We start from the raw sequence: 12,615 nt of genomic DNA, 5'->3' as shown, positions 1-12,615 counted from the left end.
CGAACGGCGGGGCTCCGCGCGGGCGGACGTGACGGGAGCGGCCCCACCGTCCCGGAGGCCGGGCGGTGAGCCACCCGAGCCGGCCCCGTGACGGCGAGCCGGCCGGGCGAGCGGGCTGCGGTGGGAGGCGGTGCACCGCGAAGCGGGCCACGAGGCCCCCCGAACACGAAGAAACCCCCGGGTGACCGGGGGTTTCTTCCTGGAGCGGAGGATACGGGATTTGAACCCGTGAGGGGTTTGAGCCCCAACACGATTTCCAATCGTGCGCCCTAGGCCGCTAGGCGAATCCTCCGCCGCAGAGCTTACACGAAGGGGTTCCCGTCCTCGGGACAGGGCGGTGCGCGGAGCCCGGGCGGGGATGGGGAGCGGCTCGCGCGCGGCGGGGAGCGGGCACACCGTCCCGTCCGCCGGGCGCCGCGCGGGTCCGGCTCCGCCTGCCGGCGGCCCCTCCCCGTGCGAGGAGACGCCGACGCTCGGTGACCTCGGTGGTCCCGGTCCACCGGCCCCGCACGCCGGGCCGGGGCGGGGTGGACCCGGTGCCACGGAACGAGTGCCCCGAAGGGAGGACATCGGTGGCGGTGGGTCGCTCACGACCTGGCCCCCCTTTCGTGTTCGTGCGTAACCTCGTCCTACGGGGGTCACCCCGGCTTCGCCCCCTCCCATCCGCATCTCGGGTGCGTCATGTCGGCTCCGCGCTCCGCCGGGACCCCGGCCCGCCGGTCGGCACCGGATCCGAATCGCGGTTCCGGCGCCTCGGAGGAGACCGTGGACATACCGTTCGCCGAATCGGACTTCCCGGCCCGCCCGTACCCGGGTGCTCGTCCCCCCTGCTCCTTCGTCTCAGCCGACGGGGTCTGCTACCCGTTGTCCAGCGACCCGGGCGCCGCGGCGGGATGGCGGGTGCGCCCGGCGTGGACCGACCTCGACGACTGGCTGGCCTCCCGGGGCGTGGAGCCAACGTCCGCCCGGTTCCCGGTGCTCACCTACGGCTCCAACGCGTGCCCCGGCAAGATCGGCTGGCTGCGGACCTCCCTCGGCCTGGCCGGGCCGGTGGTGGCCCTGCGCGCGAGGTGCAGCGGGCTGGCGGCGGTGTGGGCCTCCGGGTTCCGGGTGGTCGACGAACAGCGACCAGCCACCCTCGCGGCGGCCCCCGGAACCAGTGAGCGGCACTTCGTCTGGCTCGCCACCAGGGAGCAGATTCGCGTGCTCGACCGCTGCGAGGGCCGGGGTGAGCGGTACCGGCTCGTGTGGTTGCGCACCGGCCTGGTGACCGTGGACGGCGAGGGGGAGGGGCTGTCCGTCCTGGCGTACACGGCGGCGACCCCTGTCCGGATGCCGCTGCTCCGGGATGGGCGACCGGTGCGGTGCTGCGAGGTACCGCAGGGGGAGGCGGCCCGGGTGCGAGGGGAGACCGCGACCTCCGACGGACTGGTGGTCCTGGAGGTCCACGGCGAGCCCTCCTGGCAGGACGCCCGCGGTCGCGGGGCGGGGCGGGCCCCGGTTCGCGCCTCACGGCCCCCCGCCGGAGACGTGGCCGGCCGTCCACTACACTGACCGTGGACCCCGTGCGGCGTCCATCCTGTGAACTCCCCCAGGGCCGGAAGGCAGCAAGGGTAAGCGGGCTCTGGCGGGTGCACGGGGTCCCCTTGTGCCCGGGGCTGCCCCGACCCGGCCCCTGAGCTGGCCGTCAGTGCGGTTGCGTAGCCTCTTGGTGTGGCACTGGCTCTCTACCGCAGGTACCGCCCGGCGACCTTCGCCGAGGTGGTCGGCCAGGAACACGTCACCGACCCGCTCCGCACCGCGCTCAACGCCGGGCGGATCAGCCACGCCTACCTCTTCTCGGGGCCGAGGGGCTGCGGCAAGACCTCCAGCGCCCGCATCCTGGCGCGGTCGCTGAACTGCGTTCGGGGACCGACCGCCGACCCGTGCGGAACCTGCTCCTCCTGCGTGGCCCTGGCTCCGGAGGGGCCGGGGAACGTGGACGTGGTCGAGCTGGACGCCGCCAGCCACGGTGGTGTGGACGACGCGAGGGAACTGCGCGACCGTGCGTTCTACGCACCGGCCGAGTCCCGCTACCGCGTCTTCATCATCGACGAGGCGCACATGGTCACCACCCAGGGCTTCAACGCCCTGTTGAAGATCGTGGAGGAGCCTCCGGACCACCTGGTCTTCGTGTTCGCGACCACCGAACCGGACAAGGTCCTGCCGACCATCCGCTCCCGGACCCACCACTACCCGTTCCGGCTGATGCCGCCGGCGGTGGTCCGCGACCTGCTGGAGTCGATCTGCTCGGCCGAGGGCGTGGCGGTCGAACCGCCGGTGTTCCCGCTGGTCGTCCGGGCCGGCGGTGGTTCGGGTCGGGACACGCTCAGCGTGATGGACCAGTTGCTGGCCGGCGCGGGGGCGGAGGGTGTGACCTACGAGCGGGCGATCGCCCTGCTGGGCGTCACCGACGTCGCGCTGATCGACTCGATGGTGGAGGCGCTGGCCGCCGAGGACGCCCCCGGTGTCTACGCCGCCGTCGACCAGGTCATCGAGGCGGGGCACGATCCCCGGCGGTTCGCCACCGACCTGCTCGAGAGGTTCCGGGACCTCCTGCTGCTCCGGGCCGTCCCCGACGCCACCGACCGGGGCCTGGTGTCCGCGCCCGAGGACGGGCTGGCCACCATGACCGGGCAGGCCGAACGGTTGGGACCGGCCGCCCTGACGCGGTTCGCCGAGATCGTGCACTCGGGGCTGGGGGAGATGCGCGGGTCCACCTCGCCCCGGCTCCTCCTGGAACTCCTGTGCGCCCGGATGCTGCTGCCGGCGGCGGAGTCCTCGGGGCGGGCACTGCTCCAGCGGGTCGAGGCCGTCGAGCAACGCCTGGCGGCGGGCGGCGGAGCCGTGGCGGCCCCGGTTCCCGGGAGCGCGCCGACCCCGTCCCTCCCCGCCGCCCACGAGGAGGGGGCGCCGCCCCGGAGAGCGTTCCAACGGCCCAGCCAGGCGCCCGCGCAGCCGCCGTCGACGGCGGAGCGCCACGAGGAGGCCCAGCGGCCGGAGCCCCCGCGCACCCCGGAGGCGGCCGCCCCGGCCCCACCGGAGGAGACCCGCCCCGCCGCCCCGCCGCCCGCCCCGGTGGCTCCGGCCCCGGCACGGGACACCGTCGACGTCGCCACGGTCCGGAAGATGTGGCCCACCCTGCTCTCCAAGGTCCGGGACCACAGCCGCAGCCTCGGCGCCATGCTGACCGACGCGGTGGCGCACTCGGTCGCCGACGGCGAGGTGGTGTTCACCCACCCGGCGTCGGCGCTGGTCCGCCGACTCTCCGACACCAGGAACAGCGAGATCATCGCCACCGCCCTGCGAGAGGTGCTCGGGGGGGACTGGCGGGTCCGCTGCGTGTCGGCGGAGGAGGCGGCCCGGCTCGGCCAGGGTGGTGGAGCTTCGCCCGCCACCGGTCACCAGCCGGCCCCGGCGCCCGCCCGGCGCCCCGAACCGCCGCGTCGGGCTCCCGAGCCGACTCCACCGAGGCGGACCGAGACCGCGCGTCCGGCGCCCCGGGCGGTGACCGCCGAGGACGACATCCCCCTGCCACCGGAACCCGACGAACCGGAACCGCCGGACCCGGACCCGCCCGCCGGGGCGGCGAGCCCAGCTCGAGGGGCTGCGCCGAGGTCCAACGGCCACACGCCAGCCACCGACGTCGCGGTGCCCCCGGGGGGCACGGCCGTCCCGGGCGGCCCCGGCGCGGAGGGCCCGGAGGGACCGGACGACCCCCGGGACGTGCGACCGCCTCGGGACCCGCAGGAGACGGCGATCCAGCTGCTGTCCGAACAGCTGGGCGGGCGCCTGGTGACCTGAGTTCCTCGGCGAGCCCCCGGGGCGGCGCGGCTCGTCCGAGCACCCGGCGGGACGGCTAGGCTTGCGGCGACGCGAGACCGACGACCTCCGTCGAGAGGAGCCATGGTGCAGCCCGGTGGCCAGCCGAACATGCAACAGATCATCCAGCAGGCGCAGAAGCTTCAGCAGCAGGTGATGGAGGCCCAGCAGGAGCTGGCCGAAGCCGAGGTGACCGGCACCGCCGGTGGTGGCCTGGTGCGGGCCACGGTGAACGGTTCCGGAGAGCTCCAGAACCTGGTCATCGACCCCAAGGCCGTCGACCCGGAGGACACCGAGACCCTCGCCGACCTGGTGGTCGCGGCCGTCCGCGACGCCAACCGGGAGGCGCAGGAGCTGGCGCAGCGCAAGCTGGGCCCGGTGGCCGGCGGCCTCGGGGACATGGGAGGGCTCGGGCTGGGCGGCCCCGGCGGTCCCGCGCTGCCCGGTTTCCCCGGGCTGTGACGACGGCCGGAGCGGCGAGGCAAGGAACGGTGGAGTGTACGAGGGCCCAGTCCAGGACCTGATCGACGAACTCGGGCGGTTGCCCGGAATCGGTCCCAAGAGCGCGCAGCGCATCGCCTTCCACCTGCTCGGCGCCGAGCCCGCCGACGTCACCCGGCTCCAGGAGGTCCTCCAAAGGGTGAAGGAGGGCGTCACCTTCTGCGACATCTGCGGCAACGTGTCGGAGCAGGCGACGTGCCGGATCTGCCGGGACGCCCGCCGGGACGCGGCGCTGGTGTGCGTGGTCGAGGAGCCCAAGGACGTGCTCGCGGTGGAGCGCACCCGGGAGTACCGGGGGCGCTACCACGTCCTGGGTGGGGCGTTGGACCCGTTGTCCGGGGTGGGGCCCGACCAGCTGCGCATCCGGGAGCTGCTGGGCCGGATCGGTGGGCAGTACGGCGGTGCGGAGGTGACCGAGGTCATCATCGCCACGGACCCGAACACCGAGGGGGAGGCGACCGCCACCTACCTGGTGCGGATGTTGCGGGACTTCCCCGGGCTGACGGTCACCCGGCTGGCCTCCGGGCTGCCGATGGGTGGGGACCTGGAGTTCGCCGACGAACTGACTCTCGGCCGCGCGCTGTCCGGGCGCCGGTCGGTGTGATCCTGGCCGTCGGCGGCGCGGAGGACCGGGTGCGAGCCGCACCGGACGGTGCCTCGGTGCGCCGGCGCTCCCGTCCGCCGGCTGGCGGCTCCTGCCGCCCTGCCTGGAGCGAAGTCCTGCCGATCCCCTCCGGCGTGCCCGGTCGACGGGTCGTGGCCAGGTCGGTTCCGCGCGTCGTTCACCGGGGGCGGGGGGTGCGGTGACGGGGTCGGCGAACGCTCGTGCGGTGCTGGACAGGGTGCTGTCCCGTCCTCCACGACTCGGCCGCACCAGGTTGGTGTCCGTGGACGGTCCCTCGGGGAGCGGCAAGACGACGCTGGCCGAGGACCTGGTCCGGCTCGGCCGGGAGCGGGGGGTGCGGATCGACGTCGTGCCCACGGACCACTTCGCCACCTGGTCGGAACCGGTGGGCTGGTGGCCTCGGCTGGAGCGGGCGGTGCTCGCCCCGCTGGAGCGGGGCGAGGTCGCCCGCTACCAGCGGGTGGAGTGGCGCGGCGGTGAGCCCGTTCCCGGGGCGTGGCTGGAGGTGCCGCCACCGGACGTGCTGGTGCTGGAGGGTGTCTCCTCGGCTCGGGTCGAGGTGGCGGATCGGGCGAGCCTCCTGGTCTGGGTGGAGCATCCCGACCCCGCCGTTCGGTTGGAGCGGGCGGTCGCCCGGGACGGTGCGGGAACACGCCCTCACCTGGTGGAATGGCAGCGGGTGGAAACCGAGTGGTTCCGCCGGGATTCGACCCGTGAACGGGCTCACGTCCAGATGACGAACCCGTGACGTCGTTTTGCGATTTCGTGACCCCCCGTGCTGGTTGCGCGATCGTGATCCGTGACACGTCCGATTCTTGTCCATAACCCGTTAGGGTCTGCCATCAATCCGTCAGTAACCGTCAACGACTGAGGTGCACGATGGCCGTATCCAAAAGGGCCCTGAACCCCAGGCTCCGGCGACTCACGACCGTGGGTGTCGCGGGCGCTGTGGCCTTGTCCCTGTCCGCCTGCGCCGAGTCCCAGCGGGGCGACGGTGGCGGCGACGACGGAGGTTCGGGCTCCGGAGGTGGCACCTTCACCTTCGGTGCGGCCGGCGCCCCGGCGCTGTTCGACCCTTTCTACGCCTCGGACGGTGAGACGTTCCGCGTCGCGCGCCAGATCTTCCAGGGCCTGGTCACCTTCGCGCCGGGCGATGTCGACGTCGTTCCCGAGCTGGCCACGGGTTGGGAGTCCAGTGACGACGGCCTGGAGTGGACCTTCACCCTCCAGGAGGGGGTGTCCTTCCACGACGGAACCCCCTTCGACGCGGACGCGGTCTGCTACAACTTCGAGCGCTGGTACACCCAGGAGGGCGCCGGCCAGAGCGAGGCCCTGTCCTACTACTGGAAGCAGAACTTCGGCGGCTTCTCCGACGGCGCCACGCCCTCGCTGTACGAGTCGTGCGAGGTCGACGACGAGCACACGGCGACAGTCACCCTGACCAGGGCCACGGGCAAGTTCCCGTCGCTGCTCGGGCTGCCCGCCTTCTCCATGCAGTCGCCCACGGCGTTGGAGGAGCACTCGGCCAACGACGTGCGGGCCGAGGGTGACAGCTTCGTGTTCTCCGAGTACGCCAGGGAGCACCCGACCGGGACCGGCCCCTTCGTCTTCTCCTCCTACGACGAGGGCAACGGCACGATCGAGCTGACCCGGAACGAGGAGTACTGGGACGAGGACGGCAAGGCGAACATCGAACGGCTGATCTTCCGGATCATCCCGGACGAGACCGCCCGCAAGCAGGAGCTCCAGTCCGGCGGCATCGACGGGTACGACCTGCCCAACCCCGCTGACTACCAGCAGCTGCGGGACGAGGGCTTCCAGGTCGAGGTCCGGGACCCGTTCAACATCCTGTACCTGGGCATCTCGCAGAAGGACAACCCGGCGCTGCGCGACCTGCGGGTCCGGCAGGCCCTCGCCCACGCCATCAACCGGGAGGGCCTGGTCAGCTCGACCCTTCCCGACGGCGCCGAGGTGGCGACCCAGCTCTACCCGGACAGCGTCGAGGGCTGGTCCGCCGACGTGCGGACCTACGACTACGACCCGGAGCTCGCCGAGGAGCTGCTGGCCGAGGCCGGTCACGAGGACCTGACGGTCGACTTCTGGTGGCCCACCGAGGTCACCCGCCCCTACCTGCCGGACCCCCAGGGCATCTTCAACGCCATCTCCCAGGACCTGGAGGCCGTCGGCATCACGGTGAACGCCGTCAGCCGTCCGTGGGCCGGCGGGTACATCGAGGAGTCCAACCAGGGCAACGCCCCGCTGTTCCTGCTCGGCTGGACCGGTGACTACAACACCGCCGACAACTTCCTCGGCTCCTTCTTCAGCTCGACCGAGGGGCAGTTCTACACCGGGGAGTCCGACTGGGGGCAGCAGCTGGCGGACGACCTCGCGGCGGCCGACTCCGAGCCGGACGAGGAGATCCGCACCGGGCTGTACGAGGAGATCAACGAGAACCTGATGAGCGAGTGGCTGCCCGCGATCCCGATCTCCCACTCCCCGCCGGCGATCGTGGTGGCCGAGCACGTCGAGGGCCTGGTGACGAGTCCGCTGACCGCGGAGGAGTTCAACACGATCACCGTGGAGTGAGCCACCGACACCGGATCTGATCGCTCCCACCACAAGGAACCCTCGTGCTGCGCTACACCGTACGGCGGCTCGGACAGCTGATGCTGGTCGTTCTCGCCCTGTCGGTGCTGCTGTTCGCCTGGCTCAGGGCGCTCCCGGGAGGGCCGGTCTCGGCCCTCCTGGGAGACCGGGCCACGCCGGAGTCCGAGGCGGCGCTGCGCGCCGACCTCGGGCTCGACCAGCCCATCGTCCTCCAGTACTGGAGGTTCGTGGCCCGGGCGCTGAGCGGCGACTTCGGCACCTCGACCGGCGTCCAGCGGGGGACACCCGCGCTGGACGTCTTCCTGCAACGTTTCCCGGCCACGCTGGAACTCGCGGTGTTGGCCATCCTGATCGCCATCGCGGTGGGGATCCCGCTCGGCTACCTGGCCGCCCGGCGACGCGGCCGGATCCTGGACAACCTGAGCATCACCTGGTCCCTGGTCGGGATCGCGGTGCCGGTCTTCTTCCTCGCCTTCCTGCTGAAGTGGATCTTCGCCGTCCAGCTCGGTTGGCTCCCGGCGTCCGGGCGCCAGACCGGGGGTATCGACGCCACCAGGGTCACCGGCTTCTACGTCCTCGACGGCATCCTGACGCAGGAGTGGGACGCGGCCCTCGACGCGTTCGTCCACCTCCTGTTGCCGGCGATCGCCCTCTCCACCATCCCGTTCGCGGTGATCTTCCGGATCACCAGGGCCGCCGTGCTGGACGTCCTCGACGAGGACTACGTGCGCACCGCCAGGTCGAAGGGGCTCGCCGGGGCGGTGATCCGACGCCGGCACGTGCTGCGCAACGCCATGCTGCCGGTGGTCACGACGATCGGCCTCCAGACCGGGGCGTTGCTCTCCGGTGCGGTGCTCACCGAACGGGTCTTCAACATCCCCGGGCTCGGCCAAGCGCTGGCACTGGGCTTCGAACGCAAGGACTTCCCGGTGCTCCAAGTGGTGATCCTGGCGTCCGCGATGACGTACGTGCTGGTGAACCTGCTCGTGGACCTGTCCTACGCCGCTATCGACCCACGGATCAGGACACGCTGATGGCCATCGGTACCAGTCGCAAGGAGCGGATCGACTCGCTCGCGGAGTCCAGCGCCACCGAGACCGGGGTGAGCCTCGCGGCCTCCGCCTGGCGTCGGCTGCGCCGCAACCCCGTCTTCCTGGTGGGCGCGTCCATCATCGGGCTGTTCGTGCTGCTCGCCCTGATCGCCCCGCTGATCGCCCCGCACGACCCGGGTGTGCGGATGCTCGCCGACCAGGTGTCGCGCGCCACGAACAGCATCCCGCCGGCGCAGGAGGGGCATCCCTTCGGCGGTGACCAGCACGGCAGGGACCTCTTCTCCCGAGTCCTGCTGGGTTCCCAGCAGACCCTGCTGGTGGCGGTGCTGGCGACCGTGATCGGTCTGGGCGGGGGCCTGACCCTGGGTACCCTGGCCGGGGCCTTCGGCGGGTGGGTGGACTCCCTCGTCATGCGGATCGTGGACGTGATGCTCTCGGTCCCGTCGCTGCTGCTGGCGGTGTCCATCGGGGCGTTGTTCTCCGCGCAGACCCAGTTCACCGTGATCCTGGCGGTCGCGATCGTGCAGATCCCGGTCTTCGCCCGGCTGTTGCGGGGCACGATGCTCGCGCAGCGGGAGAGCGACCACGTGCTCGCGGCCCGGTCGCTGGGCGTCAGGCAGCGGTCGATCGTGTTCCGCCACATGTTGCCCAACGCCCTGGGCCCGGTGATCGTGCAGTCGACGTTGGTGCTGGCGGTGGCCATCATCGACGCGGCGGCGCTGTCCTTCCTGGGGCTCGGGGCGGCCGACGACTCGGTCCCCGAGTGGGGGCAGATGCTCGGCAACGCCCAGAACGTGATCGATTCCCATCCGCACCTGGCTTTCTGGCCAGCGGCCTGCATCATCGTGGTGGCCCTCGGCTTCACGCTGGTCGGCGAGTCGCTGCGGGACGCTCTCGACCCGAAGAGGCGGCGGTAGACATGGCGCTGCTCGAAGTGCGCGATCTCTCGGTCGTGTTCCAGCGCAAGGGTGAGGATCCCTTCGCCGCGGTGGACGGCATCAGCTTCGACGTGAGCCCTGGGCAGATGGTGGGGTTGGTCGGCGAGTCCGGCTGTGGGAAGTCCGTGACCTCGTTGGCGATCATGGGCTTGCTCCCCCAGCGCGGGGTGCGCGTCGGCGGCACGGTCGAGTTCGAGGGGAAGGACCTGCTCCGGCTCTCCGACCGCGAGCTCGCCGACCGCCGCGGTCGCGATCTGGGCATGGTCTTCCAGGACCCGCTGTCCTCGGTGAACCCCGTCATCCCGATCGGGGTCCAGGTCAGCGAGGTGCTGGAGCGGCACGAGGGCCTGCGGCGCCGGGAGGCCGCGCTCCGCTCGGCCGAGTTGCTGGAACGCGTCGGCATCCCCGACCCCGGCCGCAGGTTGAAGGAGTACCCGCACCAGCTGTCCGGTGGGATGCGCCAACGGGCGCTGATCGCGATGGCGCTGGCCTGCAAACCCCGGTTGCTGATCGCCGACGAACCCACGACCGCTCTCGACGTGACCATCCAGGCGCAGATCCTCAGCCTGCTCTCCGAGCTGGTCCGGGACACGGGAACGGCCCTCATCATGATCACCCACGACCTCGGTGTCGTGGCCGGCATGTGCGACGAGGTCAACGTGCTCTACGGCGGTCGGATCGTCGAACGGGCCGGGCGACACGAGCTGTTCGCCGAGCCCCGCCACCCCTACACGGCGGGTCTGCTGGCCTCGATCCCCCGGCTCGACGCGCCCAGGGGGGAGCGGCTGACCCCGATCCGGGGTTCGGTCGCGGACAACATCCCGTGGGCGGGTGGGTGCGCGTTCGCCCCCCGGTGCCCGAACGCGGTCGACGCCTGCGTCGAGCGCGGTCCGGAGATGACCCGGGAGGGCGAACGGCTGTTGCGATGCCACAACCCGGTCGGGCGACCGGCACCCAGTGAGGAGGTGCCGGCCCGGTGAGCGCGGCACACGACGAGTCGGCGAACGCCAGCACGGTGGCCTCGAAGGAGGACCGGGTGCTGGTGGAGGTCGAGGACCTCAAGGTCCACTTCCCGATCAAGCGCGGCGTCTTCCTCGACCGCACCGTCGGCCACGTCTACGCGGTGGACGGCGTCGACCTCCGCATCCGGCGGGGCGAGACCTACGGGCTCGTCGGCGAGTCGGGGTGTGGGAAGTCGACCCTGGGCAGGGCGTTGCTGCGCCTGGTCGACCAGACCGGGGGGCGTGTCGTCTTCGACGGAGTGGACCTCTCCACCCTCAAGGGGGAGCCGCTGCGGCGGATGCGCCGTCGGATGCAGATGGTGTTCCAGGACCCGATGTCCTCGCTGGACCCGCGCCAGTCGGTGGCGTCGATCCTCGTGGAGGGGCTGCGGGCCCACGGCCTGGACACCGACCGGGTCGCCACCGACCGGCGGCTGCGGGAGCTCCTGACAGCGGTCGGCCTCCCCGAGACGGCGTTGCGCAAGTACCCGCACGAGTTCTCCGGTGGTCAACGGCAGCGGATCGGGATCGCCAGGGCGCTGACGGTCAACCCCGACCTGGTCGTGGCGGACGAGCCGGTGTCGGCACTGGACGTGTCCGTCCAGGCGCAGGTCATCAACCTCCTCGGGGACCTCCAGGAGGAGTTCGGCCTGACCTACCTGGTCATCGCGCACGACCTCGCCGTGGTGCGGCACATCTCGGACCGGATCGGTGTGATGTACCTGGGTGGGCTGGTGGAGGAGGCATCCTCCGACGCCCTGTACCAGGAACCGCTCCACCCCTACACCCGAGCACTGCTGTCGGCGGTCCCGGTGCCGGACCCGGAGCTGGAGGACCGCCGCGAGCACATCCTCCTGTCCGGTGATCTCCCGTCGCCCGCCGCGCCGCCGCCCGGCTGCCGGTTCCACACCCGATGCCCCTGGCGGCAGGCCGACCGGTGCGACACCGAGCGCCCCGCGCTGCGCGAGGTCGCACCAGGGCACCGGGTGGCCTGCCATTTCGCCGAGGACATCCGGGACGGGCGAATCGCCCGGCACGCGGTGGCCGCGGAGGCGGTGGACGCCACGACCGGCCTGCCGGGGGTGACGTCGTCCTCCGCGGCGGGACCGGCCTCCGTCACGGAGGTGTTGGGACCCTGATCGGGGACCGAGGGCCGGGCGCGCGGCCCTCGGGTCCGCCCCGGCCGACACCCGTCGCCGGGGCTCCGGCGGACGTGGCGACGTGCCGGTGGATCCACGACGCGATCCGCCCGGCGTTCCGGCTCACGACGTTCAGGTGCGTTCCCGGTAGTCGCGAGCTGGTCGCGTTCGGGAGGCGGGCCGCGAGCGCGACGGCGACGGCGCGCATCCAGGTCGGGCTCGAGGTGGAGAAGGGCAGGTGCACCGGCATCGTCAGCCGGTCGAGCTCCGGTTCCAGCGGGTCCCGGCGCCATGAGGTCCAGCCGACCCGCGCCTCCGTCACCAGACGTCCGAGCTCGGGGGGTGGGACCGCCGGCGCGGATGCGGGCCGGGGGCCGGGTGGGGAGAACGCGGCCGCGAAGGCCGGGCCCACCCGGGCCGGGGGGAGAGCGGCGATCCGGTCCATCTCGGCGGTGAACTCCGCCTGACCCGGCCACCGGGGACGGTTGCCCAGCCACGCGATGTCCACCAACGTCAGACTGGTCACCCGATGTGGGCGGGCGAGGGCGAAGAGGATCGCCGCGAGGCAGCCGCAGGAGTGGCCCACGACCGACACGGGCCCGTCGAAGTGGTCCAGGTGGTCCTCCACGAGACGGGCCTCGTCCGCCACCCCGTACGCCGCGAGGGTGTCGGCCGAGCGCCACGCCGGGCCCCACGGGATGGCCGTGGGTTCCAGGTGGCGCTCGGCCAGCTCGGCGGCCAGGGTGGCGTAGGTCCGATCAGGGCGGGTCAAGGCGCCGGAGACCAGCACCACGCGCGCGGTCATCGGTCCCGGTCCCGACGCCGTCGGGACGGTGGTGACCAGGGTCGTCGGTGGGTGGCAGGTCCACAGTGCACACGGCCGTGATACCC

At 72.5% G+C, this 12,615-nt stretch carries 11 protein-coding genes, 1 tRNA gene and 1 other RNA gene; 11 read left to right on the top strand and 2 right to left on the bottom strand.

Features of this window, described 5'->3' with window-relative positions; all coding sequences use genetic code 11:
* Window positions 1-205: 205 nt before the first annotated feature.
* Window positions 206-292, bottom strand: a tRNA-Ser gene (locus tag G443_RS15280).
* A 473-nt stretch (window positions 293-765) separates the two neighbouring features.
* On the opposite strand from G443_RS15280, the gene G443_RS15275 reads away from it, so the two are divergent.
* The 11 genes from G443_RS15275 to G443_RS15225 all read left to right on the top strand — a co-directional run bounded on the left by G443_RS15275 (window position 766) and on the right by G443_RS15225 (window position 11,724).
* The gene (locus tag G443_RS15275; protein WP_026417691.1) at window positions 766-1,554 is read left to right on the top strand and encodes a hypothetical protein; all 789 of its coding nucleotides are present in this window, start codon (window positions 766-768) and stop codon (window positions 1,552-1,554) included.
* A 1-nt stretch (window position 1,555) separates the two neighbouring features.
* An RNA gene (ffs, locus tag G443_RS15270) (signal recognition particle sRNA small type) lies at window positions 1,556-1,650 on the top strand.
* Between the two features lie 63 nt (window positions 1,651-1,713).
* The gene (locus tag G443_RS15265) at window positions 1,714-3,843 is read left to right on the top strand and encodes a DNA polymerase III subunit gamma and tau (protein ID WP_026417690.1); all 2,130 of its coding nucleotides are present in this window, start codon (window positions 1,714-1,716) and stop codon (window positions 3,841-3,843) included.
* A 102-nt stretch (window positions 3,844-3,945) separates the two neighbouring features.
* Window positions 3,946-4,323, top strand: coding sequence for a YbaB/EbfC family nucleoid-associated protein (locus G443_RS15260; RefSeq protein WP_016697684.1), 378 nt, complete (start codon window positions 3,946-3,948; stop codon window positions 4,321-4,323).
* A 34-nt stretch (window positions 4,324-4,357) separates the two neighbouring features.
* A complete protein-coding gene (gene recR / locus G443_RS15255) occupies window positions 4,358-4,966 on the top strand; it encodes a recombination mediator RecR (protein WP_016697683.1) in 609 nt (202 codons plus the stop codon).
* Window positions 4,967-5,192: 226 nt separating this feature from the next.
* Window positions 5,193-5,735 (top strand): uridine kinase family protein, encoded by a 543-nt coding sequence (locus G443_RS15250; protein WP_026417689.1) that lies wholly within the window; start codon window positions 5,193-5,195, stop codon window positions 5,733-5,735.
* Between the two features lie 131 nt (window positions 5,736-5,866).
* The gene (locus G443_RS15245) at window positions 5,867-7,573 is read left to right on the top strand and encodes an ABC transporter substrate-binding protein (protein WP_026417688.1); all 1,707 of its coding nucleotides are present in this window, start codon (window positions 5,867-5,869) and stop codon (window positions 7,571-7,573) included.
* Window positions 7,574-7,617: 44 nt separating this feature from the next.
* On the top strand, window positions 7,618-8,628 hold the full coding sequence (locus G443_RS15240) for an ABC transporter permease (RefSeq protein WP_026417687.1): 1,011 nt from the start codon (window positions 7,618-7,620) through the stop codon (window positions 8,626-8,628).
* Complete coding sequence (locus tag G443_RS15235; RefSeq protein ID WP_026417686.1) at window positions 8,628-9,563, top strand: ABC transporter permease; 936 nt, start codon at window positions 8,628-8,630, stop codon at window positions 9,561-9,563. The genes G443_RS15240 and G443_RS15235 overlap by 1 nt, the downstream gene beginning before the upstream one ends.
* Window positions 9,564-9,565: 2 nt before the next feature.
* Window positions 9,566-10,564 carry an ABC transporter ATP-binding protein gene (locus G443_RS15230; RefSeq protein ID WP_026417685.1) on the top strand — a complete coding sequence of 333 codons (999 nt, stop codon included), beginning with the start codon at window positions 9,566-9,568 and terminating at the stop codon, window positions 10,562-10,564.
* A gap of 35 nt (window positions 10,565-10,599) precedes the next feature.
* Window positions 10,600-11,724 carry an ABC transporter ATP-binding protein gene (locus tag G443_RS15225; protein WP_035291521.1) on the top strand — a complete coding sequence of 375 codons (1,125 nt, stop codon included), beginning with the start codon at window positions 10,600-10,602 and terminating at the stop codon, window positions 11,722-11,724.
* Here the strand turns inward: G443_RS15225 and G443_RS15220 are convergent.
* Window positions 11,702-12,529: an alpha/beta fold hydrolase gene (locus tag G443_RS15220; protein WP_026417683.1), complete on the bottom strand. Its 828-nt coding sequence runs from the start codon at window positions 12,527-12,529 to the stop codon at window positions 11,702-11,704. The two genes, G443_RS15225 and G443_RS15220, sit on opposite strands and share 23 nt — an antisense overlap.
* Window positions 12,530-12,615 lie beyond the last annotated feature (86 nt).

The sequence above is a fragment of the Actinoalloteichus caeruleus DSM 43889 genome (assembly GCF_000429185.2).
GTDB classification, from domain to species: domain Bacteria; phylum Actinomycetota; class Actinomycetes; order Mycobacteriales; family Pseudonocardiaceae; genus Actinoalloteichus_B; species Actinoalloteichus_B caeruleus.
Note: the sequence above shows the minus strand (reverse complement) of the source record. Positions and strands in the feature narration are given on the sequence as shown.

What these genes read in the sequence shown, in the direction of transcription:
- G443_RS15260 (WP_016697684.1), top strand. Translation starts at nt 3,946, where the DNA reads ATGGTGCAGCCCGGTGGCCAGCCGAACATGCAACAGATCATCCAGCAG.
- G443_RS15245 (WP_026417688.1), top strand. Translation starts at nt 5,867, where the DNA reads ATGGCCGTATCCAAAAGGGCCCTGAACCCCAGGCTCCGGCGACTCACG.
- G443_RS15220 (WP_026417683.1), bottom strand. Translation starts at nt 12,529, where the DNA reads ATGACCGCGCGCGTGGTGCTGGTCTCCGGCGCCTTGACCCGCCCTGAT.
- G443_RS15235 (WP_026417686.1), top strand. Translation starts at nt 8,628, where the DNA reads ATGGCCATCGGTACCAGTCGCAAGGAGCGGATCGACTCGCTCGCGGAG.
- G443_RS15230 (WP_026417685.1), top strand. Translation starts at nt 9,566, where the DNA reads ATGGCGCTGCTCGAAGTGCGCGATCTCTCGGTCGTGTTCCAGCGCAAG.